The following is a 23,594-nucleotide window of genomic DNA, read 5'->3' as shown; positions in this document are numbered from 1 at the left end:
TTTCAATACCATAACCGTGCGGATTTGCCAGGCTAATTCAATCATTATCAATAAAATTATTCCAATAGGGCGACGATCAAATCACTCCGATTCCCGCGACGGAACGCCCGTGAGCAACTGACCGACGTCGTCTACGTTTCGCGTCTCGAGTAACAGTTCGGCCGCCTCGCGAATCGAGAAGTTCGCCTCGAGTTCGACGCCGTAACACCGGGTGTAACACTCGAGCCAGGCGTTCATCGCGCGCTCGAGTGCGTCCAACTCCGCGGGCGAGAAACGAACCATCCGTCCGCCGGTTCGGCCCTCGACGTAGAGCCAGATCGCTCTCCCAACACCCTCCCGAAGGTAGGAGGGTGCGTCGTTGGGTTCCGGCCGCTCGTCTTCGGACTCGAGTCGTTTCCGGTCGCGTTCGGCCCGGCGCTCGAGGGCGGCGATCCGGGGGCCGTATCGACTTGCGGTCACGATCGGGTGTGAACGACAGGTCGTCCGTTCATCCCTCCCGGTACTCGACGCCCTTGCCCCCGCGGGGGTGTTCCCACTCGGTGTCGGCGACGATCGCGCAGGTGCCACACTCGACGCAGGGCTGGGTGTCGAGGCTGACGAGCGTCTCCTCAGTGCCGTTCGTCTGGACGGTCTCCGAGCGGTAACAGCCGCCGCCGAAGTCCTCGGCGCTGACCGGGCAGGCGGCGACCGCCGCGCCGCTTGCCTCGTAGGACTCGTCGAGGAGTTCGATGTGGGGGTTGCCGACGTCCGTATCGTAGGTGAGGTCGCCGATCCGCTCCTCGAGCGTCGGCGGCTCGACCTCGTTCTCCCAGTGGATCGTCCGCCCCTGGGTCTCGCCGATGACACTCGGGAGCGTGACGTATCCCGTGGCGGTGTCTGGAAGCATCGAGACGAGAAACGGTGAGTTGTACGCTCGCTTGAGCAGGCGATTCGAGATCGGATTGCCGACCGCGACCGAACCGACCGGCGACTCGAGGACGGTGTCGACGACGCTCGTCACGAGGTCGCGTTCGCCGACGGTTCGCGCGAGGTCGTACCGACGGGGGCGGAGTTTGTCCATCGTTCCGGAGTCCTCGAGCATCTGTGCGTACCGTCGCCCGGCCGCGGCAGGGTCTGCGTTGCCCCGGGTGACGGCGAAGGCGTCGGCCGCGAGCGCGCCGGCCGTGACGGCGTGGTTCATTCCCTTGATGATCGGCCCCTGGGCCTGCATCTGTCCGCCGGCGTCGCCGACGAGGACGAGCCGACCCTGGTGGGGTTCGCGGTGGGCCACCTTCTTCGAATCGGGGACGAGTTTCGCCGCGTACTCGCGCTCGTCGTACTCGTCGCCGAGCCAGGTGGCGAGTAACGGATGGGTGAGCAACGCGTCGAGCAGTTCGTGGGGTTCCGCGCGCTGTTCGACGAGGCTATCCAAGTGGAAGACGGTGCCGATCGATAGGCTGTCCTCGTTCGTATAGAGGAAGCCGCCGCCGCGGACGTCGGAGAAGAGATCGCCCGAGAAGAGGTGGGCAACCCCCTCGTCGGGCTCGAGCCCGAACCGGTCGTCGATCACATCGGGATCCATCTCGACGGTGGCTTTGACGCCCTGGAACCACTCGTCGGGCTCCTCCCAGTCCATCAGCCCGGCGTCGCGGGCGAGTTCGGAGTTGACGCCGTCGGCCGCGACGATCAGGTCCGCCTCGATCGGGTCGAGTTCGTCACAGGTGACGCCGACAATCTCGCCGTCTTCTCTGAGGAGACCGTTCACACGGACGTTCGTCAGCACGCCGCCGCCCGTCTCGCTCGTCTTCTCGTGGACGCGGTCTTCGAGCCAGGAATCCATCTTCCGACGGAGCACCGCGTCACACCAGTCGGTGTCGTGTTCGTGGAGGTCCGTGAGATCGTACGTTTTGACGCTGTTACCTGCGACGTTGTGGATCCGGTAGTCGGTGACCGGCCGTTCGGCGGCCTCCTCGCGGAAGCCGTCGAAGAGATCGTCGATCGTGTACGGTGCCGAGTCCTCGGCGTAGATCAGGCCACCGGAGACGTTCTTCGAGCCCGCCTCCGTGCCGCGCTCCAGGACGAGCGTCTCGATGCCGTGGTCGGCGAGCCGTGCGGCCGCGGCCGCGCCACCGGGTCCACAGCCGACGACGACCGCCTCGTAGTGTTCGCGTTCGCTCGAGTCGGCCGCCATCAGTCGTCACCTCCGTCGCCGCTTCCGTCCGCGATTGCCTCGAGTTCGATCTCGCCCGATTCGACGGCGTCGGTCAGCCGCGGGAGGACCGAAAAGAGGTCGCCCTCGACGAAGTAGTCGCTGAAGTCTCGAATGCGAGCGTCGGTGTCGGTGTTGATCGCGACGATGGTGTCCGATTCGTCCATTCCGACTTTGTGCTGGACCGCCCCGGAGACGCCCGCGGCGATGTAGAGAGCCGGCGCGACGACCTGGCCGGTTTCGCCGATCTGGCGTTCCTCTTTTGCGTACTCTTCGACGTGGCCCTCGAACTGGTAGGACGAGGTGACGATACCCCGCGTGATCCCGAGTTCGGCGTCCTCGAAGGCGTCGACCAGATCGAGGCCGAGTTCCATTCCCTCGGTCGGATCGTCGGCGATACCCCGCCCGAGACAGACGATTACCTCGTGGTCCGTCAGATCGATCCCGGCTTCGAGCTGGTCGTACTCGGTGATTTCGACGCGGAACCACTCCTCCTCGAGTTCCATGTCGTGTTCGATCACGAGCCCCTCCCGCTCGTCGTCGGGCTCGATGGGGTCGAAACTGCCCGGAATTATCGAGGCGCCCTGCGGGTGGAACTCCCGTCCGGGGTTGTCGAGACAGAGGATCGTCGAGTACTCGAAGCCCGAGAAGTCGGGTCGTTTCATGTGAAGCACCTTCTCGAAGGTCTTCTTCACGCCGGGTTCGCCCGTCTTCACCGGGTTCGAAACCTTCTCTTCCTGGATGAACAGGTCCGAACAGTCAGAGGCGAGCCCGGAGTCGAGTTCCGCCTGGACCTTCGCCGAGAGGTCCCGACCGTTGTTCGTCGCCGGGAATAGGACGTACCGCGGTTTGTCGTACTCGCGCCAGTCCGTGCTCTCGACCGTCCCCTCGCCGCGGGCCATGTGTGCCGAAATCTCGGTGTACGGTTTGTGGAGAAACCGCTCGAGACGCGAGTCGTCGTGATAGAGCGCGACGTCGGCGCCGTAGGCGATACACTCTTGGGCGAGTTCCTCGCAGTCGTCGCCCATCAGGAACGCGACGACGCGTTCCTCGTCGTGTTCCTCGGCGAACCCGTCCATCAACTCGCGTGCTTTCCCGAGCATCTCCTTCGAGACCTCGAGCAACTCCCCTTGTTGGGTCTCACAGAAGACCCACATGTCCTCGTAGCGCCCGTCGGCGAGCGCGCGGACGTGTTTTTTGTCGCGGGTCGGGTGGGAGAGGCCGTCGTCCTCCTCGTCCTCTGACTCGGCATCGGCCTCGGCTTCCTCGGCCGCCATCTCGCCTTCGTCCGCTTTCTCCTCGCCTTCCGCATCTTCCCCGACGTCCTCTCGCGTCTCCTCGTACTCGCCTTCGGTCTCGGTTCCCTCCTCGACGCCCTCACGGTCGTCGTCGACGGCGCCGATCGCCTCGAGCCGGCGGTGGACTGCCTCGCGAGCCGTCTTGCGGTCCTGTCCGGCTTGTTCGGCCTCGAGAATCGTCTGCAAGACCGCCTCGTCGTCGACCGTCTCGAGGTGATCGTCCAGTTCGTCTACCGTGTGTTCGGTCGGGTCAAATTCCGTCATCGTCAGTTACCTCCGGCCGCGAACGGCTGCATCTCCTCGAGCAGTTCGGACATTCCGCCCTCGTCGCCGGCGTCGATCATCGTCGCCTCGCGTTCGGAGGGTGCTTTCGGGATCGGGTCGACCGAGGAGACGATCGTCGGCGAGCCGTCGAGTCCGATGTAGTCGGGATCGAGATTCAGATCGGCGTGGTCCCACGTCGTGAGCTGGTCTTCGTGGTCGGCCGCCCGCTCTTGGGTTTCGGCCCGAAGCTGTTTGTGCGCCAATCGGTGGGAAGCCTTCCGGTAGGTCGGTTCGAACTCGGGGTCAGTGACGACGAAACAGGGAAGCGGCGCCTCGACGGTCTCGATCTCGTCGATATCTCCCTCGACGAGCCGTTTCGCTCGCAGGATCCGTTCGTCCGGATCGATGTCGAGTGCGATCACGTGCGTGACGATCGGCCACTCCATCGCCCAGGCGGTCTGGGGGCCGGTCTGGCCCGTCTCGCCGTCGGCCGTCTTGAACCCCGCGAAGACGAGGTCGACGTCGTCGACCTCTTCCTGGTACTTCTCGAGGGCGGCGCTGAGCGTGATCGCCGTCGCCCACGTATCGGAGGCCGCCAGTTCGCGATCCGAAAGCAGGTACGTGTCGTCGGCGTACACCGCCTCCATCGCCTCCTCGAGCACGGAAGCGTATCCCGGCGGCCCCATGCTCATGGCGCTGACGTGGCCGCCGTGTCGGACCCTCGTCTGGAGCGCCGCCTCGAGTGCGAACGCGTCGTTCGGGTTCATCACCGTCGGCGTCTTCCCGCGCTCTAAGTGTCCTTCCTCGTTGAACGAGACCGCCCCCTCCGAGAAGTCGGGGACACCCTTGGTCAGCGCGATCGATCGCATGGCCACCTCCGTCCTCGTGATGTGTCTATCGTTCTCATGCCTGTCTTTCCCTAACGTGACAACATCTATTAAGAATAGGGGTAAAAATCGCCAACCGAAGCGACGGATCGAGCGCCGGAGAAGATCGATGACGGACAGGTTTAGCCGAGAGACCAATCACGAACAGGTTCGGCTGAGGCCGTCTGCTGTCAGGCAGTGCGGGTACGATTGCGAGATGGGTCGCGGTCCGCCAGGACGATCACTCTCGGTCGCGTTCGGTCGTCCCCATCGTGATCTCGCCGTCCGCGCGGATCGTGCCGTCGACTTCCGCGCCGGGGCCGAGTTCGAGGTCGCCACACGAGACGTCGCCGAGGATTCTGGCGTCCTCGCCGACGACGACGTCGCCGTTTCGCGTCGTCAAATCACCGTGAATTCGCGTGCCGTCGCCGACGAACACCTCGCCTCGAGCCCGCAGGCTCCCAAAGACGTTCGAGTCGTCGCCGACGTCGATCGTCTCGGCTCTGACGTTCCCGTGGAGTCGACAGCCGTCGCCGATCGTCGCGGGCGTCGAGACGCGCCAGGCCTCGTCGCCGACGGTCGCGTTCCGCGGGATGACCAGCGGTTCGGCGTCGGGTTCACCCGCTTCGTCGTCGACCATCTCGGAGATGAGCCGCTGGGCGGTGTCTTCCTCGCCGATCAAAAGCAGGTGCTTGAGGTAGACGAACAGGAAAACGATCGTCGGCATCGGATTGCGGATGACGATCCAGCCGTTGGCCTCGAATCCCTCCTCGATGTCGACGTCGTCGCCGATATCGAGGTCGCCGGCGACTTTCAACCGTCCGCCGATGTGGACGCGCTCGCCGATGTAGGCGTCCTGGCCGACGAGGACGTTCTCCGCGACGTCACACCACATATCGAGTCGACAATCCGCGCCGGCTTCGATCTCGCCGCCGAACTCGACGCTCTCGCCGGCGATCACGTTTCGGCCGCGCACGCCGAACTCGATCGTCGAGCGCGCGCCGACGAGCACGTCTCCGTCGGTCTCGAGGGCGACTTCTTTCGCTTCCGTCCCGTCGGGGACGACAAGTTCGTCCAGCGGGTCCCTGCGTACGGCCACACTCGGATCCAATGTGACCCCCTCGTAATAAACTTCGTCGTTGGCTCGAGACCGTCTGTCGCCCGTCTGACGACAGCCACAGTCGACACCACGACGCCCAAACTCGAGGAGCGCCAGAGCGTCTCCCTTTTAGGCCCCCACCGCATACGGCCGGCCATGACAACGCTCGCGTTCGACGACGACGGCGTCGAGGTCGTCTACGAAGGAACCGAATTTCGCCTCGAGCGGGATTTGATCGAGGAGGCGACCGAAAAATCTTACCACGACGTCACCGACCACGAAGTCCTGAAGATCGTCGCCGAACAGCCGGACCTGCAGGGCGAACCGCGACGAATCGGCGACATTCTCGACTGAGACGGTTTGCTGTAACGAGTGCCGGCGAGCCGGCTTCCGCACCGTTCGTTTCGATATCGCCTTCCGGACGTCGGGCGTTTCACCGGCTCGAATGGGCGTCGAGTCGGAGGCTACCGCCCGATCACCCGGTGTTTTTCATCCCGGCGGCGATCCCCTTGACCGTCAGGCGAAGCGTTCGCTCCTCGACGTCCGTTCGGTGGGTACGATCGAGCAGGTACGTCTGCAGGACGTTCAGTGGGTCGACGTAGGGGTTTCGGCGCTCTAAGTTCTCGCCGAGCCAGTCGCGGGTGTGAAGCTCGTCGCGCTGGCCGATCGTCTGGATCAGCTCGCTCGCGCGCTCATACTCCTCGGAGACGCGGGGGAAGAACCGCTCGCGAAGCTCCTCGTCGGCCAGGTCGGCGTACTGGGCCGCGATCTCGAGTTCGGTTCGGGACAGCGACAGCGCCGCGTTGTCGAGCGTCGTCCGGAAGAACGGCCACTCGTCGTACATCTCCTGGAGGGTCTCGACGTCGCCGCCGTCCTCGAGGTACGCATCGAGCCCGGTCGCGACGGCGTACCAGCCCGGGAGGATACACCGCGACTGGGTCCACGAGAACACCCACGGGATCGCCCGGAGATCCTCGACCGTTCGCTCGCCCGAGCGCGAGGCCGGCCGCGAGCCGAGATCGAGATCCTCGATGACGGTGATCGGCGTCGCCTGCTCGAAGTAGCGGACGAAGCCGTCGGTCTCGAGTAAGTCGCGGTACTCCCGGCGGGCGGTGTCCGCCATCGTCTCCATCGCCTCGACCCACTCGTCGTGAACCTCCTCTTCCGGCTGGTCGATCGCGTGCAGTCGCGATCGAAGCTGTGCGTTCAACATCTGCTCGATGTTCCGCTCGGCGATTCGCGGGTTGCCGTACTTCTCGGCGATCGCCTCACCTTGCTCGGTGAACTTGACCTGTCCGGTGACGGTGGAGTTCGGCAACGCGAGAAGCGCCTCGTTCATCGGACCGCCACCGCGAGAGATCGAGCCGCCGCGGCCGTGGAACAGCCGCATCTTCACGTCGAAGTCGTCGCAGATCTCGGCGAGTCGACGCTGGTTCTTGTACAGCGACCAGTTCGCCGCGAGGAAGCCGTTTTCCTTGTTCGAGTCGGAGTAACCGAGCATGATCTCCTGGGTTTGCCCGCGGGCCGAAAGCGCCTGCGAGTAGGCCTCGTTCTCGAATAAGGTCCCCATGATCCGTCGGGCGCCGGAGAGGGCGTACTCGGTCTCGAGAAGCGGGACGATGTCGAGCCCGCAGTGTTCGGGCAAGGAGACGACACCTGCCTGGTCGGCTAAGAACAACACCTCGAGGACGTGACTCGGCTCGTCGGTCATCGAGATTGCGTAGGTGTCGATCGCCTCGACGCCGTACTCCGTATGCCAGTCGCCGAGACAATCGAACAGCGTGAGGACGCGTGCCGACGCGTCGGAGAGACCGTCTGTTTCCGTCAGATCGATGACTTTCTCCTCTTGCAAGACCGCATCGGTGAGAAACTCCACGCGTTCGTCTTCGGAGAGCGCGTGGTAATCGAGTCCCTCTCCGTCGAGTGCCTCCGCGATGGCGTCGGTGTGTTTTTGCTGGTGTTCGCGGAGGTCGAGGCTCGCGAGCGAGAAACCGAAGGTGGCGACCTGGCGACGGATCGGATCGACGTGGGCGTCGACGACGCTCTCACCGCCGTTCGCCCGGAGGCTCTTCGCGATGACCTCGAGGTCGTCGAGCAGTTCGTCGACGGTGTCGTAGCCGCCCGGGCGGACGTCGCCGACGCGCTGGAGGCGCTCGCGCATCAGCTTGAGCTTCTGCCGGTAGGGTTCGCCCGGATATCGCTGTTCGGCGGTGCGGGCGCTTCCCGGAAGCCGCTCACGGTCGGCCTCGAGCGAAGCCTCGAACTCGGCGCCGACGTCGATTCGACTGCCGTCCTGGCTGAGGACGCCCGAGAGACGTTTGAGCTGTTCGCGGTAGCGTTCGAGGACCACCGAGCGCTGGCGCTCGAGGGTATTCGCGGTCACCTCGGGGGTCACGTAGGGATTACCGTCACGGTCGCTTCCAGCCCACGAGCGGAACTCGAACAGCTTCGGAATATCGAGATTCCCGCCGACTTCCTCGTCGATGGCGTCAGCGAGCTCGTCGTAGACCTCTCCGACGACGTCGAACAGAGTGTTCTCGAGGTACCACTGGACGTTTCGCGCCTCGTCTTCGACTTCTGGTTGGCGATTTCTCACCTGTGGCGTCTGCCAGAGGCTCGTCACCTCGGCGTCGATGTCCCGCCAGATCTGGTCCTGTTCTTTCTCGGTCAACAGCTGTTCGTCGAGCCGTTCGAGTAGAGTCGAGATCCGCCGAAGCTTCGATTTCACCGTCTTTCGGCGAGCCTCGGTCGGGTGAGCCGTAAACGTCGGCTCGATCAGGACGTCCTCGAGGACCTGTTCGACCGTCTCGGTATCGGCCTCCGCGAGTTCCTCGGCCGCCGTCTCGAGGCTATCCTCGAGGGTTCCCTCGTCGGATTCCGTCCGGATCGAGCGGACGCGTTCTCGCTCCTCTGCGAGATTGATCAACTCGAAGTACGTCGTGAACGCACGGGAGACGATTCGTTGCTGGTGGGGCGACAGCCCCTCGAGTTCCGCGACCAGCGTCTCCCGGGAGTCGAGTTCGCCGGCCCGGTAATCGATCGCTTCCCGCCGACAGGTTTCGACCGTCTCGAACGCCTTACGCGAGGTCTGGCCCTCGAGTACCTCGCCGAGCAATGCGCCGAGTTCGCGAACGTCCTGTCGCACACCCCTGTTGTGAAGTTTCATATCACGGCCATCGGATCCGACCGTAAAAAACCCCGGCGAACCGAGACGGCGATAATAATCGTTTTCCGTGACGATTACGCCCGAATTCGGGGTCGTATGACCACGGTTGTCGTGGGGTAGTATCGACGGACGCTAAAATTCACTCCCTCTCGAGTTCTCTCCGAACCATCGTTTCGATGCGATCGAGTCCGAGCGCGAGACGCTCGCGATCGTTCGCGAAGCTCAGCCGGAGGTAGCCCTCGCCACCGTCGCCGAAGGCCGTTCCGGGTGCCGTGACGACGTCGTACTCCGAGAGCAAGCGCCGGGCGATCTCCATACTCGTGCCCTCGAGGGCGCTCACGTCGACGAACGCGTAGAACGCGCCCTCGGGTCGATCGGCCGAGACGTGAGGGATCGACTCGAGACGGTCGACGACGTAGTCCCGTCGCTCGCGGAACGCGGTTTTCATCTCGTCGATCGGCTCGTTGGGCCCGGTGAGTGCGGCGATCGCGGCGTACTGGGCTGGTGTGTTGACACAGGAGGTCGTGCTCTCGCGGATCTTCACGAGGTCGCCGACGACGTCCGCGGGACCGTGGAGCCAGCCGACGCGCCAGCCAGTCATGGCGTACGTCTTCGAGAACGAGCCGATCGAGAGTACCCACTCGTCGTGGTCGGTCACGCTCGCCGCCGGCCGCGGCGTCTCGCCGTAGGTGAGTTCGCGATAGACTTCGTCGGCAAGGACGTACGCCCCGTGCTCGGCGGCGGCTGTCGCGATCCGGTCGATCGCCGTCTCGGACATCAGCTTCCCGGTCGGGTTCGACGGCGACGTGACCACGACCGCCGCGGTGTCCGGACCGATCGCCTCGACGACGCGGCCGGCGTCGGGCGCGAAGCCGTCCGCCGCGGCCATCGGAAGTTCGACGGGGACCGCGTCGGCGAGTCTGGTCTGAGAGATCGGGTTCGGCCACGTCGGCGTCGGAATCACGACCTCGTCGCCCGGATCGGCGACCGCGTGGATCGCGAGGTGAAGCGCCTCGACGCCGCCGTTCGTGACGATCAGTTCGGAGTCGGGATCGACCGCCGAGCCGGTCTCCTGAGAGCGCTTTTCGGCCAGCGCGCGACGAAGCTCGAGGACGCCGGCGTTCGCCGTGTACCGCGTCTCGCCGCGTCTCGCCGCCTCGAACGCTGCCTCGACGACGTGTTCGGGGGTATCGAAGTCCGGCTCGCCGACCTCGAGGTGGACGAGGTCGCCGTCGGCCTCCGCCGCGAGGTCGAACATGACCCGGATTTGCTGTGGCTCGATTTCGGCGACGCGCCCGGAAATACGTTCCCCGTGCGGGGGGCTCGAGTGCATCGATAGTCGGGTTCCGTCGCCAGCCGGAAAGCGTTTGCTGGAGCCGACAACGGGACGCGGGTCGGCCACGGACGTCGAGTTGCATTCACCACAGGTGGATCGGATTCGAGGACACGGTCCAGTCGACGGACGGGAAAAACGGCGTGTTGTCGGCGAAAAACGTCGCTGTCGGCAGTCGGGTTACTTCGTCGCTTCTTCGAGGACGAGGGTGTCGTCCTCGAGGTAGTGTTCGAAGTGGTGGCCGTCCTCCTCGAGGGTGACGAGGATTTCACGGAGGATCTCGGCGGTCGCATAATCACCGAGGTTATCCGCGAGTTCGATGCTGTCGCGCATCGATTCGATGATGTCGCCGTACATCTCGAGGTCGTTTTGGAACATCGTTCGGACGTCGTAGACGTCCTCGCCCTCGAACTCGACGGTCGCGCGACGCTCCTGGTTCGTCGGCCCGGAAACGGGGACGCCGCCCAGCGCCTGGGCGCGCTCGGCGATCACGTCTGCTCCCTCCTCGACGTGTTCGTACGCTTCCTCGAGGAACTCGTGAAGCGGGAGGAACTCGGCACCCTCGACGACCCAGTGGTGCTTTTTGAGCTGGTGGTACAACACGTACGAGTTCGCCAACTCCGTGTTCAACGCGTCGACGATCTGTTCGGCCTTCTCCTGGTCGAGTCGGAGTTCGTTCTCCTCGACGACGTCAGCCGACTGTCGGACGGTTTTCTGGGTGCTCATCGTAGTTCATTCGTACACCCGCGAACCACTTAAAGCTTCCCCCATCACAAAACAAAATTTTCTAATCAGTAAATAATATTTCTACTTTTGGTGTTCGATGGGGCGAACACCGATCCCGATGGTACCCCGCTATCGTGTAAAACCGGAAACATCTTTCCGCTCGGCGCAAGCGATTAAGTATCCTCGGTCGAGAAGTGTATCGTATGGTAACCTTCCTCTCCGGGGGCACCGGAACGCCGAAACTGTTAGACGGTGCTGGTGCCGTGTTCTCGCCGGAGGAGACCACGATCGTCGCCAATACGGGCGACGATATCGAACTCGGGGGACTGTTCGTCTCGCCGGACGTCGATACGCTGTTGTTTCAGGGCGGTGGTGTCCTCGATCGAGAGACGTGGTGGGGGATCGACGGCGACACCCACCGGACGAACGCGGCGCTTACAGATCTCGCTTCGGCGGCGGATCTCCCGACCGGCCCGCAGTATCTTCCGAAAGAGAAACAGACCGACGGCCGCGACCTGGCGAACTGGCGGCGCTTTTCCGGCATCGCCGAGTTCATGACGATCGGCGACCGCGATCGAGCGATCCACATCACGCGAACCAGTCTCCTCGATCAGGGTTACACGCTGAGCGAGGCAACCCAACGGCTCGCCGCCGCGTTCGGCCTCGAGATCGATCTCCTCCCGATGAGCGACGATCCCATCGCGAGTCTGATCCACACCGAAAACGGAATGATGCACTTTCAGGAGTACTGGGTCGCCCACCGCGGCGAACCCGCGATCGACACCGTCGAGTTCCGTGGCTCCTCGTCGGCCCAACCCGCACCCGGCGTCCTCGAGGCGCTTTCTGACACGGTCGTGATCGGTCCTTCGAACCCGGTGACGAGCATCGGGCCGATGCTCGCACTGCCCGGGTTCGCGGACGCACTCGCCCAGACGACGGTCGTCGCCGTCTCGCCGTTTCTCGGTGACGACGCCTTCTCCGGACCCGCCGGCCCGCTGATGGAGGCGGTCAACGCCGAGCCCAGCACCGCGGGGCTGGCGAGCGCCTACCCGTTCGCCGACGCCTTCGTCGTCGACGAGGACGACGCGATCGAGTTCGACCGGCCGACGGTGCGAACGGACATCCGGATCGACTCGAGCGAGGACGCAAAACGCGTCGTTCGAGCCGTCGACGAGGCGATCGAGCTCGTCGAGTGATGGTCCGGATCGACCCACCGCTCGCGCTCGCCAGTTTGAGCGGCGAATCCGACGCCGACTGGGCGCGGGCGGGCGCCGCCTACGCCGGCGCCGCGTTTCTCGGCGGAATCGCCATCGACGACGACTCGAGAGCCGCCGCCCGAGCGCTCGTCGACCGCGACAGAAACGAGTTCCTGCCGTCCGATCCGATCGCGTTCCTCGACGGAGAACTCGCCGCGCTCGAGGACGCGGCGATTCAGCCGGCGTTCAACGTCCGGAGTGCGACGTCCGAACCCATCGCGGAGGCGGCACGGGTCTGCCGAGATCGGGGGGCGTTCCTCGAGATCAACGCCCACTGTCGCCAGGACGAACTCTGTGCGGTCGGCTGTGGCGAGACGCTCCTGCGGGACGCCGACCGGCTTCGAACGTACGTGGAGACGGCGACTGTGACCGGCGCGACGGTCGGCGTCAAGGTCCGGGCGGAGGTTCCAGAGGTGGACCTCCCCGCGCTCGCACGCACGCTCGAGAACGCCGGCGCGGCGTTCGTCCACGTCGACGCGATGGACTCCGAGTCGGTGATCGCCGAGATTACGGAGGCGACGGAGCTGTTCGTCGTCGCGAACAACGGCGTCCGCGACGACGAAACCGTCCGCGAGTACGTCGAGTACGGTGCCGACGCCGTCAGCGTCGGCCGTCCGAGCGACGACGAGCGGGTGCTCGAACGCGTCAGGCGGGCTGTCGACCGACAGTTCGGAATCGCGGCAGAACAGTAAGGTCGCTGACCCGTTCGGTCAGTTCTCGGGCGGCGGCTCCGACAGCAGCCCGTACCTCGTCCGGTAGGCGACCGCGCCGACCGAAGAGCCCACGCCGAGGCTGTGGGAGACACTGCGATTCCCGAGACTGAGACGGATCCAGATCGCCCAGATCGATGCGAGCAGGAGGAGTCGCCGTTCCAGCGAGCGCCGAATTCCGCCGACATCGCGGTCGTACACCGTCCGGTACCCGATCGCGCTGGCCGCGCCGACGAGCGCCCACCAGTGCCTGAGTCGCACGTCCTCCATCCCCTCGACCAGTCCGAGCGCGAACGCCGTTCTAGCATCGAGATTCGCGTTCTCGAGGCGGGATTCGTCGACGGATTCGACGTTGTCGATCCCCTCGAGCGCCCCGTCCTGTCGGAGTCGTTCGATCCTCCTCGACTCGAGTCGGAGGAACGTGAGGGGGGCGAGGACGAACAAGTTCCCGAGCAGGTCGAGTACGGCACGCGTTCGACGTGAGAACATACCCGATCGTACGGGCGATGTGCTTGTAATATAGTAGCCACTGCAAGTCATTGCACACCTGATCGCCAGATGTGTCGGCGATCAGTGTGTAAATAGTTGCAGTTGTTACTATAGCTCGGTCGAGGGTGTCACAGAACGGTTCGCATACCCTCTCCGTGACTGTCCGACGGATCGGGACGTACAGGCAGTGTCGTTACCGTTGGGCATCTGACCAACCACGTGCGGTGGCGCGCGCTGTCGAGTGGCCGACCGAGCGGGAGGATGCTCGACCGAAACTGTGCGAGGGATGAGCGAACGCAGTGAGCGAATCGGCTGGGGAGGATGTGGCTACTTCCCGTGTCCACGATAGCAGAGTTCTTCGTATTATCGTAACAACTGAAAGATTTACACACCGATCGCCGATTTATCTGACGATCGGGTGTGCAGTGACGTTCAGTGGCTACTATACCACAATCCAACTCGAACACCTCGTTCAGTATGCACCTGTAGTGATCGAATCGGTGCGTTTCGTTTCATTATTTCTTACAAGGAATACGGTGTTCAGTACAGGTTAAGCGCCGAAGGATTAGGACTGATATGTGAACCCCTCTACTGCAACTACCAGCCTGTATACAAGATACAGCAACCACAGATTGACGAGCAGGAACAGAACCAGTAGAACCACGGTAAGTCCGGGATTGAGAACGGCAATACTGACGCCTATCAGCGCGATCAACAGTGCAAGCAACCCTTGTGGTGTTGTGATATCCTCTTGAAATTGTGTAGGGGGCATAGTTCTGAACTCCTTTAGTAATCATAATATGTCTCTCAAATATATAGTTACACGACGGGCAGGGCGCTCGAGCGAGCACGAAAGGACTTTCCACCGAGGCCGCTTGCACTCCGCCATGACCCTCGAGGAGCTAACCGAGGAGATCGAAGAATCGTACACGGACTTCGACGACGAACTCGCGGTCTCGCTCGACCGGGAGACCCGAAACGAGCTATCCGTCCTCGAGACGGCTCTCGAGCCCGAGGAGACCGACGAGTTGGTGCGACGGGCGATCCACATGCTGTTTCAGACGACGGTCGAGACGGGGAAGATGGATTTTCACCTGCGCTCGGGGTTCGACGTCACCTACGACGAGTATCTCTCGGGGATGACCTTCGACGAGATGACCGGTGCGGACCAGTATCCGACGATGGACGACGAGCGCCGGTATCAGTTCTAGGAGGAATTCGACGAGTGGGCAATCGGTTGGGAGCGCTTTTGTGGACCCGTCCGCGTCGGCAGGCTCGAGTGACCGTGCGTCCTTCGACGACTCACCTGATCCAGCGCACGCCCCCGCAGATCCCATCGTCGTCACTGAACTCTCTGACGGTGTAGAAGTCGGCACACGAATATCGGTCGGTTTTAGCCGCCTCGGCCGGTGACGGAGACCCCTCGAGTCGATCAGTCGTCGATCGGGGCCGCACTCGAGAGCGCTTCGTCGATCTCTGCGTCTTCCATCTTCTCGACTAAGGCGTCGATAACTTCCTCGCGTTTGCCCTTGACGAACTTGATCGAGCCGACGACGAGGTGGCCGCCGCCGGAGACGCCGCCGCCGGGCACTTCATCCTCGAGTTCGGAGACCATCTGCGGGATGTCCAGCCGGACGCCGTCGGACCGGAGGACGGCGAAGTCGGGGCCGTAGCCGACGGTGATGACGGGGTCGCCGGTCTCCTCGATCTTGCGGTCGTGGATTTCGCCGGTGGTCTTCCCCGGTGCGGGGTACGTAAAGCGGTGGGCGTAGTTCTCGACGTCGATCCGGTAGAGGTGGGCGCCGTTCTCTAAGTCCTCGTGTTCGACGTGGGGCATCGCGGCCTTGAGCTGTTCGTCGACCTCCGCACGGCCGCGGTCGGCGAAAAAGGAGACGAGCTCTCGGTGGCGGTCGTCGTCGCCGTTGTCGATCTGGAGGAGGTCCTGGATGAGCTGGTCGCCGGAGTTGTACCGGAGCCAGAAGGCGGCGTAGTCGAGCGCCTCGCTGACGTCCTGTAAGCGCTCCTCGTCGTAGCCCTCCTCGGCGGCGAGCTCGAGATAGTCGTTCATCGCGTCGGCCTTCGACCGGTCCGAGAGGCCGGCGACGGCGGGGACGTGACGGAGTTCGTCCGTGATGTCTGGGTAGATCATCCGCGCGAGTTCGACACAGCACATCCCCGTCGTGATCCGGTAGTCCTCGTCGTGGAGGTACGGGTTGACGTGGGCGTCGAGTAAGTGTTCGACGGCCTCGGGGTCAGGGTGGTGGTGGTCGACGACGGCGATCGGGATGTCGTAGTGAGACAGCGTCTCGTAGGCCGGGACGTCTTCGGCCGTCGAGCCGTTGTCGAGCATCAACAGGAGGGGCAACTGCTGGCCGTGTTTCTCGCGGTCCTCGAGTGCGAAGTTCAGGTCGCGCGTGGCGTCTTCCATCTCGTAAAACGGCGCCTTCGCGGGCAGTCGCTTGATGAGGTGTCGCGGCGCGTTGTCGTCCTCGTGGACGTCCGAAATAAAGCGTTCGAGGGCGATTTGGACGGGGACGGCGGCGCACATGCCGTCGCCGTCGGCGTGATGGCGGACGCGGATGGGACGACCCTCGAGAACGGTTCGGCGAAGCAGTTTCGCCACCTCGCGGAGATTGGGTCGAAGCTTCTCGAAAGCTGGCCAGTCGATCAGCGGGTCGACCTCGTGGGGTTCTGCGCGGGTATCGAGGGCCTCCTCGATTCGCTCGCGTGCCTCGTCGGCGTCCTCGCCCTCGAGTTTCGAGAGGCCGTCGACTTCGATCTGGACCGACCCCTCGCGGTATTCGGGCGTGCCGGTGACGCGGATGACGTCGTCGATCTCGATCGACGGGTACGCGCGGACGCCGGCCTCCTCGAAGGCGGCACAGGGGACGACGCCGTACTCGTCGGCGACGTGGAAGATCGTCGGCCCGCCGGTCTGTTTGACCTGAATAACGGTGCCTTCGAGGTGGATCTGCTCGCCGACGTTGGCCTCGAGACGGTTCGTGCCCGTCAGTGCGTAGTCGTGGGAGATCGCCTCGAGTTCGTACTCGTCGACGTCCGCGGGTTCGAACGCCATATCGCCGTTGTCGCGGACGGCCTCGAGTTCGACGACGAGTTCGTCGCCGACGCGGTAGGTGCCCTCGAGGACGGATTCGTGGACGAGACCGGAGACGGATTCGGAGAGGTCGACGAAGACGCCGTAGTCGACGATACCGTTGATTTCGGCCAGATAGGGTGTGTCTTGCTCGACGTCGTCGGCGGTACAATCAGCATCGAGATCGTAGACGACGGAACCCCCGTCGTCCTCGCCGAGTTCCTCGGCGGACTCACGTGTCATCTTGGTTCGGCGTTTGGTGGTGGCCGCGTATAACCCTTGCCAAGGAGGTTCCGGCAGGAGCCTCGAGACGACACATCGCTTCTCCGTCGAGGCCATAGTAACAACTGAAACGATGTACACACCGATCGCCGATCCGTCTGGCGATCGGGTGTACAGTGATGTTCAGTGGCTACTATAGCGGATGCAAACCAGAGTATCGGAACGTTTAGCAACGGCAAGCCCACAGGTATGGGTATGGGGCTGCTCGACGCGCTGTTTCGCTCGAACGAGATCCTCGGTATCGCCGAGGAAACCCTCGAGTTTGCCATCGAGTCTTCCGAGGCGACTCATCCGGCGGAGTACATGGGGTTCCTTCGCGGGACCGAGGCGAGCCGACTGGGACTCGACCGGGACGGGCTCATCATCACCGACATTCTGGTGGTGCCCGGAACCGAGTCCAACAGCGTCAGCGCGACGGTCAAGACGAGCCAGATTCCGAACGACGTAAAGGCGCTGGGGAGTATTCACTCCCACCCGAACGGCGTGATCAGACCCAGCGACGCCGACCTCGAGACGTTCGGTCGCGGAAGCGTCCACATTATCGTCGGCGCACCGTACAGACGAACCGACTGGAAGGCATTCGACTCGCAGGGACGGCCCACGAATCTGAACGTACTCGACGTCGACCTTCCCGACAACGAGGAGTTCTTCGATTTTACCCAAGCGGACATCGACGAGGAGCTTCGCGGATGACCAACCGGACCACCGCAGACGAACCAGGCGAGAGCTTCGAGGAACCGACGAACGAACCGGACGAAGAACCGACGACGAGAACGGTCATCGCCCAGGGGACGTTCGATATCATCCACCCCGGCCACGTCCACTATCTCGAGGAGGCGGCCGCGATGGGTGATCGTCTCTACGTCATCGTCTCGCGTGCGACGAACGTCGATCACAAGGAAGCGCCGATCTGTCCGGCCACCCAACGCCGGGAGGTCGTGGGGGCCCTCGAGGCCGTCGACGAGGCCATTCTTGGCCACCGCGAGGACATCTTCGTTCCGATCGAGGAGATCGACCCCGACGTGATCGCGCTGGGCCACGACCAGTATCACGACGAGTCCGCCATCGCGGCCGAACTCGAGCGCCGTGGCATCGATTGCGAGGTCGAACGCGCGAGCGGACGCGAACCCAGCGACGACGAGGAGTTGCTCTCGACTCGGCTGATCGTCGAACGGGTACTCGAGCGCCGCCTGTAATCTCATTTCGGAATTGGGAGAAATGGCGACGTAGAACGCGGAGATATTTGCTCACTCTTCCCGTATAATTCACCAACGTTTGACGGGTAACTGGAGCTTCCGACGGATCTCTCGAGACCGCTCAGAAACCGCAGTCAACTATTGCCGCTATCTCCCGTAAGTGCCAAATTTGCCAGGGAGACGGCCTGAAACCCGCAAACTTTTGAACCCCTAGACCCGAGTACGTCGGTATGAAGCCAGATCCGACTCGCAGAAAATTCATCGCGGGGAGTGCTGTTGCCGGCGTCATCGCGGTCGCCGGCTGTGCGGACGAAGAAGAGACCGACGTAGACACCCAGGACGACGACGCGGGTGCTGACGACGACGGCACGTACGACCAGGAAGAACAGACCGACGACGGGGACGAAGACGACGAACCCGAGGAACCCGAGACGCTCCAGTACGAAGTCTGGGCGCTCGATCAGGGTCGGGACAACATCCATCTCTATCAGCCCGGAGACGGCGACGACGAGTTCGATCACACCGATACGATCGATCTGAACGAACTCGAGGGCGTGCCGGACGACGGCGTCGTTCCGCACATGATCGACTACACGTCCGATTACGAGTACGCCGCCGTCGCCTGTACGGCCGGTGCACGGACGCTCGTCTTCCGGACCGAAGACCACGAACTCGTCGGGAACATCGAGACCGGACCGAGCTCTCACTTCGCCGGCTTCTCGCCCGACGACGAGTACATCCACGTCGACGTCATCGGCGACGCGAAGATCGTCCGAGTCGACGCAGACCTCGACGCGGAGGAGTTCGAAATCGTCGACTACATCGAGCTTCGCGAGGACGACACGATCGTCGACGCCGGCATCGACGAGGGTGCTCCGATCTGTCATCAGTACGCCCAGGACGGGCGCTCGCTTCACACCGTCGGACCGAGCTACCACGACGGCGCGCTCATCATCGTCGATCACGATGACTTCTCGGTCGACCGGGCGTACTCCGGGGACGAACTGCCGACCAACTGCGGAACGATGCCACATCCCTCCGAGGAGAAGTTCTACCTCACCGCGGGCCTCCCCTCGAGCGACGGCGAGGGTGTCGGCGACTACTACGTCTACGACACGGCCGAGGACGAGGTCGTCGTCGACGGCGCGAGCACGGCCGGCAACGACGCTCACGGCTTCTGGTTCACCCCCGACGGCGAGGAACTGTGGGTCCTCAACCGCGAGACGAACGACGGCGTTATCCTCGACCCCGAGACGGACGAGGTCATCGAGGAGATCGACGCCTACGGTCCTGACCAGTCCGACGAACCCGGCGAGCGCGACGCACCGGACATCATGTGGGCATCGCCCGACGGCGAGTACATGTTCGTGACCCTTCGCGGCCCTGCCCCGCAGTCCGGTGACCCCCACGCCGCGACCGGCGTGACGCCCGGTTTCTCCGTGCTGGACACCGAGACGCGGGAGATCGTCGACGTCGTCGAACCCGACCCGATCGACGACTACTCCGAAGACGAGATCGACGACGACCACATCTCGACGCCCGATTTCCACGGCATCGGCGTCCGGCCGATCGACGACTTCGAGACCGGTATCCCGACTTCGCCGCCGTTCTAAGGCGCGGGCAGGGTCGTCCGACGACCACGGTTTTTTTCTCGTCGACCGGCGGCCGATCGACAAACCAGTAAATCGGCATATCAAGACGTCTCGCGGACGGTTACAGCAGACGGACTCACCGCCTGCGGTACTCCTGACCCTCTCACCGCCTGCGGTACTCCTCGAGCACGACAGGCGGCGGAAGACGGAGTGACTCGACGGCGTGGCCGGTTTCGACGAAGTGTTCGATAGCCATCTTCGACGCCTCCCGTTCTGTGAGGTCGTCGCTCGTACTGACCTGCCACCCACACTCGAGGCAGTACTTGTACATTCGTCTCTATCGACTCTCTGTGGTATGTGGGGGAAAGCGTCGTGCAGGACATCGAAGGGGGCCCCTCGCCTCGTCCGCGGCGAACGGACGATGGACCCGAAAACGAGGCCCCAATCACGTGCTCGAGTCGAACCTGCGACAGAAGGGGCCGTTCGACCGTCGCTATTCTCGAGTCGCTCCCGGATTGGTGACGGCGCCGTTGGCCGCGGAGTCGAACGCCCGACCGTACTTCGCTAAGACGCCGGTGTCGTACGTTGGCTCGGGTTCGTACTCCTCGAGCCGGCTCTGGATCTCCTCGTCGGTCAGGTCGACCGAGAGCTCGAGTTCGTCGATGTCGATCGTGACGACGTCGCCGTCCTCGAGGGCGGCGATCGGACCGCCGACGAAGGCCTCGGGGGCGACGTGGCCGATAGAGAAGCCTCGAGTGGCTCCCGAGAACCGCCCGTCGGTGAACAGCGCGACGTCCTCGGCGTGGCCCTGTCCGGCGACGGCGCTCGTGACGCCGAGCATCTCGCGCATGCCGGGTCCGCCGCGGGGGCCTTCGTTGCGAATACAGAGGACATCGCCGGACTCGACGCGGCCCTCCTGAACGTACGCCATCGCGTTCTCCTCTTCCTCGAAGACCCGAACCGGCCCCTCGTGGCGGAGGTGATCCTCACCGGTGATCTTGATCACCGCACCCTCGGGAGCGAGATTGCCCGTGAGGATCCGGATCGCGCCGCGCTCGTGGATGGGGTCGTCCACGGTGTGAAGGAACTCTGCGTCGAGATTCTCGATTCGAGGCGGGTCGAGGCGTTCGAGCGCCTCGGCCATCGTCTCGCCCGTGACGGTCAGCGCGTCACCGTGGAGTAAGTCGGCCTCGAGCAACTCGCGGAGGACGACGGGCACGCCGCCGACCTCGTGGAGGTCGTTCATCACCTTCTCGCCGCCCGGCTGGAGGTCGGCGATCTTCGGTGTTCGAGCGCTGATCTCGTTGAAGTCCTCGACGTCGAGGTCGACGCCGGCTTCCGCGGCCATCGCGAGGAGGTGGAGGACGGCGTTGGTCGATCCGCCGACGGACACCTGTAGGGCGATCGCGTTCTCGAAGGATTCTCTCGAGAGGAAATCGGAGGGTCGCAGACCGCGCTCGACCGCCTCGACCGCGAGTGCGCCGCTCTCGTGGGCAACGTCGTACCGATCATCGTCTTCGGCGGGCGGGGAAGCCGATCCGAGCGGCGCAAAGCCGATCGCCTCGGAGATCGACGACATCGTATTCGCCGTAAACATGCCACCGCAGGACCCGGCACCGGGACAGGCGTGGTGTTCCATCTCGCTGAGTTCGTCCTCGCTCATCTCACCCTGGGAGACGGCGCCGACGCCCTCGAAGACGTTCTGGATCGTGACCTCCCGCCCGTCGTGTTCGCCGGGCATGATCGAGCCGCCATAGAGGAACACCGAGGGGAGGTCGGTCCGGATGGCGGCCATCATCATCCCGGGCATGTTCTTGTCACAGCCGCCGATCGTCACCAGACCGTCCATGCGCTCGCCGAAGGCCACCAGTTCAACTGAATCGGCGATGACTTCCCGAGAGATCAGCGACGCCTTCATCCCCTCGGTCCCCATCGAGATGGCGTCGGAGATGGTGATCGTCCCGAACTCGATCGGCATGCCGCCGGCCTCGTCGACGCCCTCGAGGGCCGCGTCGGCGACGTCGTCGAGATGCACGTTACACGGCGTGATGTCCGCTGCCGGGTTGGCAACGCCGATCATCGGCGAGGAGAAGTCCTCGTCGTCGAATCCCATCGCACGGAACATCGCTCGATGAGGGGCTTTCTCGGCACCCTGTGTTACCTCGTGGCTCGGCAACTGCTCGTCTTTTCCGTAATCGAACTCGTCGCTGCTCATGGTCGGACCTTACGTCGGCGCACTATAAGTCACCCCTTCCCGGCCGATCGCTCCGTCACGGCCGAATATGGCGAACATGTTCGTCTAATACCCGGGGATAGTCGTCCGTTCGGAAAACCCGGTCTATTGCGAAATTTATACATCAGCGGCTCTATTTCTCGCGATCCTACTGTTCCTCGAGCAAGAAAGCTTATACCGAACCACCCGGCTCATCGAAGCATGGCACGCGACGATCCGGTATACAGCCAGACAGCATCGACCGAAGACGACCACCTCCCCAATCTCGTAACCATCGTCGGTCGCGGGGTTCCCTCGTCGTTCGAAATCGCCGTCAACGGCGAGATCGAGATGATGGCGGACGATCCGTTAGCGGACGCGACGATCGTCTCGAAACACGTCGCCGAAGGAACGATCGACGTGGGCGTGCGACGCTTCAGATTCTCCGGACAGATGGCGAACGTCAGTCTCGTCGACTGGAACGGCGTTCCCGCCCCCGAGTCTCCGAGCACGCCAACCGTCCACGTCGAGTACGGCGTTCCCGAACGATAGTTCTCAGAGCCGTCGACCGACGCGTTCTCGACCCGCGACGGTCATCCGAGGCGAACTGACTGCACGGTGTGTTGACGTCCGTAGGTGCCCAGAGACGTCCATCCCGTCGACTCCACCGGCCCGTCGCATCTCTTTCCAGTAACTTCGTCAGTCGTTGCCAACGTCGAAACCCCCTTCCCTCGAGCGATCCAACCGGCGAACAAAGATGCCGACCGCTACCGTCACCGCGGGCGCACGCCTTCACGTCGGGTTCCAGAACCTCTCGCTCGCCCGCCGTCGGCTGTACGGCGGAATCGGCGTCGGACTCGAGGAGCCCCGGGTGGCCCTCGTCGCCGATCCCGCCGACGAGATTGCGACAAAAGACCCGCTCGTCCGCAAGTACGCAAGCCACGCGATCGAATTACTGGATCTCCCCGGCGTCGCGATCTCCCTCGAGGAACGCCTCCCGCGACACGTCGGCCTGGGGAGTGGCACCCAGCTCGCCCTCGCCGTCCTCGCGGGGACGGCCCGAGCACACGGTCTCGATCCCAGGATCCGTGAGCGTGCTCCCAGACTGGGCCGTGGCGGGCGAAGCGGCGTCGGCGTCGCGACGTTCGAAGCGGGCGGGTTCGTCGTCGACGCCGGTCACCCGACGACACGCTTTACGACGGAGCCGCCAGCGGAAGGCGACTGGACGGTTCCGCCCGTGGTTTCTCGCCACGACCTTCCCTCCGGGTGGCGATTCGTCGTCGTCGTTCCCGACGCCGAGCCGGGACGAAGCGGCGACGACGAGGATCGAAGTATGCGAGCCGTCGTCGAACGTGCTGATCCGGCCGTCGCCGACGAAATCGCGGGCGTCGTCACGCGAAAACTGCTTCCGGCCGCCGCGGAGGGACGCCTCGAGGAGTTCGGCGAGGCCGTCGCCGAGATCGGACGCAAGAACGGAAGCTGGTACGCGGACGCCCAGGGGGGCGTCTTTCGCCCGCCAGCGGGCGAACTCGTCGAAGCGCTCGAGGGCTGTCGCGTCCTCTCGGGCGTCGGCCAGTCGTCGTGGGGGCCGGTCGTCTACGGCGTGACCGACGAGGACCACGCCGAGGAAGCGAGAGCGGCGGCCGAGAACGCACTCACCGACAGGGGACTCGATGGGCGGGTCCTCCTCTCGGCACCCGCCACCGAAGGTGCGAACGTCCATACGGCTAGCCAGCCGTAACCGGACACAATTCGGTAGCCGACCGTAAACGGCCACTTTTCGGTGGGCGGCCGCCGTCTGCAGACCGGCCGTTGTCACCACG

General features: G+C 63.9%; 21 protein-coding genes. 9 read left to right on the top strand and 12 right to left on the bottom strand.

Features of this window, described 5'->3' with window-relative positions:
• Nucleotides 1-81: 81 nt before the first annotated feature.
• The 5 genes from AB7C87_RS03790 to AB7C87_RS03770 form a co-directional block, all read right to left on the bottom strand.
• Complete coding sequence (locus tag AB7C87_RS03790; RefSeq protein WP_369728060.1) at nucleotides 82-459, bottom strand: DUF8055 family protein; 378 nt, start codon at nucleotides 457-459, stop codon at nucleotides 82-84.
• Nucleotides 460-487: 28 nt separating this feature from the next.
• Complete coding sequence (locus AB7C87_RS03785) at nucleotides 488-2,170, bottom strand: FAD-dependent monooxygenase (RefSeq protein WP_369728059.1); 1,683 nt, start codon at nucleotides 2,168-2,170, stop codon at nucleotides 488-490.
• Nucleotides 2,170-3,750: an electron transfer flavoprotein subunit alpha/FixB family protein gene (locus tag AB7C87_RS03780; RefSeq protein ID WP_369728058.1), complete on the bottom strand. Its 1,581-nt coding sequence runs from the start codon at nucleotides 3,748-3,750 to the stop codon at nucleotides 2,170-2,172. The genes AB7C87_RS03785 and AB7C87_RS03780 overlap by 1 nt, the downstream gene beginning before the upstream one ends.
• A 2-nt stretch (nucleotides 3,751-3,752) precedes the next feature.
• Nucleotides 3,753-4,619, bottom strand: a complete 867-nt coding sequence (locus AB7C87_RS03775; protein ID WP_369728057.1) for an electron transfer flavoprotein subunit beta/FixA family protein — start codon at nucleotides 4,617-4,619, stop codon at nucleotides 3,753-3,755.
• A 238-nt stretch (nucleotides 4,620-4,857) separates the two neighbouring features.
• Nucleotides 4,858-5,715, bottom strand: coding sequence for a polymer-forming cytoskeletal protein (locus AB7C87_RS03770; protein WP_369728056.1), 858 nt, complete (start codon nucleotides 5,713-5,715; stop codon nucleotides 4,858-4,860).
• A gap of 156 nt (nucleotides 5,716-5,871) precedes the next feature.
• Here AB7C87_RS03770 and AB7C87_RS03765 point away from each other — a divergent pair, with 156 nt between their 5' ends.
• Nucleotides 5,872-6,069 carry a DUF5800 family protein gene (locus AB7C87_RS03765; RefSeq protein ID WP_369728055.1) on the top strand — a complete coding sequence of 66 codons (198 nt, stop codon included), beginning with the start codon at nucleotides 5,872-5,874 and terminating at the stop codon, nucleotides 6,067-6,069.
• Between the two features lie 121 nt (nucleotides 6,070-6,190).
• Here the strand turns inward: AB7C87_RS03765 and ppc are convergent, their stop codons facing one another.
• The 3 genes from ppc to dpsA form a co-directional block, all read right to left on the bottom strand.
• Nucleotides 6,191-8,881 carry a phosphoenolpyruvate carboxylase gene (gene ppc, locus AB7C87_RS03760; RefSeq protein WP_369728054.1) on the bottom strand — a complete coding sequence of 897 codons (2,691 nt, stop codon included), beginning with the start codon at nucleotides 8,879-8,881 and terminating at the stop codon, nucleotides 6,191-6,193.
• 139 nt (nucleotides 8,882-9,020) lie between these two features.
• Nucleotides 9,021-10,214, bottom strand: coding sequence for a pyridoxal phosphate-dependent aminotransferase (locus tag AB7C87_RS03755; RefSeq protein ID WP_369728053.1), 1,194 nt, complete (start codon nucleotides 10,212-10,214; stop codon nucleotides 9,021-9,023).
• Nucleotides 10,215-10,394: 180 nt separating this feature from the next.
• On the bottom strand, nucleotides 10,395-10,940 hold the full coding sequence (gene dpsA / locus AB7C87_RS03750) for a DNA starvation/stationary phase protection protein DpsA (protein WP_369728052.1): 546 nt from the start codon (nucleotides 10,938-10,940) through the stop codon (nucleotides 10,395-10,397).
• A gap of 203 nt (nucleotides 10,941-11,143) precedes the next feature.
• Between dpsA and cofD the strand changes: the two genes are divergently transcribed.
• Nucleotides 11,144-12,136 carry a 2-phospho-L-lactate transferase gene (gene cofD, locus AB7C87_RS03745; protein WP_369728051.1) on the top strand — a complete coding sequence of 331 codons (993 nt, stop codon included), beginning with the start codon at nucleotides 11,144-11,146 and terminating at the stop codon, nucleotides 12,134-12,136.
• Nucleotides 12,136-12,888 carry a tRNA-dihydrouridine synthase gene (locus AB7C87_RS03740; RefSeq protein WP_369728050.1) on the top strand — a complete coding sequence of 251 codons (753 nt, stop codon included), beginning with the start codon at nucleotides 12,136-12,138 and terminating at the stop codon, nucleotides 12,886-12,888. Before cofD ends, AB7C87_RS03740 begins: the two co-directional genes overlap by 1 nt.
• 18 nt (nucleotides 12,889-12,906) lie before the next feature.
• Here AB7C87_RS03740 and AB7C87_RS03735 read toward each other — a convergent pair whose 3' ends face one another.
• Complete coding sequence (locus AB7C87_RS03735) at nucleotides 12,907-13,395, bottom strand: DUF8097 family protein (RefSeq protein ID WP_369728049.1); 489 nt, start codon at nucleotides 13,393-13,395, stop codon at nucleotides 12,907-12,909.
• 887 nt (nucleotides 13,396-14,282) lie between these two features.
• Between AB7C87_RS03735 and AB7C87_RS03730 the strand changes: the two genes are divergently transcribed.
• Nucleotides 14,283-14,606, top strand: coding sequence for a ribbon-helix-helix protein (locus AB7C87_RS03730; RefSeq protein WP_369728048.1), 324 nt, complete (start codon nucleotides 14,283-14,285; stop codon nucleotides 14,604-14,606).
• 221 nt (nucleotides 14,607-14,827) lie between these two features.
• Here AB7C87_RS03730 and han read toward each other — a convergent pair whose 3' ends face one another.
• Complete coding sequence (han, locus tag AB7C87_RS03725; protein WP_369728047.1) at nucleotides 14,828-16,732, bottom strand: Hef-associated nuclease; 1,905 nt, start codon at nucleotides 16,730-16,732, stop codon at nucleotides 14,828-14,830.
• A gap of 234 nt (nucleotides 16,733-16,966) precedes the next feature.
• On the opposite strand from han, the gene AB7C87_RS03720 reads away from it, so the two are divergent.
• The 3 genes from AB7C87_RS03720 to AB7C87_RS03710 all read left to right on the top strand — a co-directional run bounded on the left by AB7C87_RS03720 (nucleotide 16,967) and on the right by AB7C87_RS03710 (nucleotide 19,580).
• The gene (locus tag AB7C87_RS03720) at nucleotides 16,967-17,464 is read left to right on the top strand and encodes a Mov34/MPN/PAD-1 family protein (protein WP_369728046.1); all 498 of its coding nucleotides are present in this window, start codon (nucleotides 16,967-16,969) and stop codon (nucleotides 17,462-17,464) included.
• Entirely contained in the window at nucleotides 17,461-17,967 is a 507-nt protein-coding gene (locus tag AB7C87_RS03715; protein WP_369728045.1) for an FAD synthase family protein, read from the top strand. The genes AB7C87_RS03720 and AB7C87_RS03715 overlap by 4 nt, the downstream gene beginning before the upstream one ends.
• 230 nt (nucleotides 17,968-18,197) lie before the next feature.
• The gene (locus tag AB7C87_RS03710) at nucleotides 18,198-19,580 is read left to right on the top strand and encodes a YncE family protein (RefSeq protein WP_369728044.1); all 1,383 of its coding nucleotides are present in this window, start codon (nucleotides 18,198-18,200) and stop codon (nucleotides 19,578-19,580) included.
• A 142-nt stretch (nucleotides 19,581-19,722) separates the two neighbouring features.
• On the opposite strand, the gene AB7C87_RS03705 is transcribed toward AB7C87_RS03710, so the two are convergent.
• A complete protein-coding gene (locus tag AB7C87_RS03705; RefSeq protein WP_369728043.1) occupies nucleotides 19,723-19,890 on the bottom strand; it encodes a hypothetical protein in 168 nt (55 codons plus the stop codon).
• Between the two features lie 162 nt (nucleotides 19,891-20,052).
• Nucleotides 20,053-21,774 (bottom strand): dihydroxy-acid dehydratase, encoded by a 1,722-nt coding sequence (gene ilvD, locus AB7C87_RS03700; RefSeq protein WP_369728042.1) that lies wholly within the window; start codon nucleotides 21,772-21,774, stop codon nucleotides 20,053-20,055.
• A gap of 219 nt (nucleotides 21,775-21,993) precedes the next feature.
• Here ilvD and AB7C87_RS03695 point away from each other — a divergent pair, with 219 nt between their 5' ends.
• Together AB7C87_RS03695 and AB7C87_RS03690 are read left to right on the top strand one after the other, a co-directional pair.
• Nucleotides 21,994-22,323: a hypothetical protein gene (locus AB7C87_RS03695; RefSeq protein ID WP_369728041.1), complete on the top strand. Its 330-nt coding sequence runs from the start codon at nucleotides 21,994-21,996 to the stop codon at nucleotides 22,321-22,323.
• 205 nt (nucleotides 22,324-22,528) lie between these two features.
• A complete protein-coding gene (locus tag AB7C87_RS03690) occupies nucleotides 22,529-23,512 on the top strand; it encodes a beta-ribofuranosylaminobenzene 5'-phosphate synthase family protein (RefSeq protein ID WP_369728040.1) in 984 nt (327 codons plus the stop codon).
• The last annotated feature ends 82 nt before the right edge of the window (nucleotides 23,513-23,594 follow it).

Source organism: Natrarchaeobius versutus (assembly GCF_041205745.1).
GTDB lineage: Archaea > Halobacteriota > Halobacteria > Halobacteriales > Natrialbaceae > Natrarchaeobius > Natrarchaeobius versutus.
Note: the sequence above shows the minus strand (reverse complement) of the source record. Positions and strands in the feature narration are given on the sequence as shown.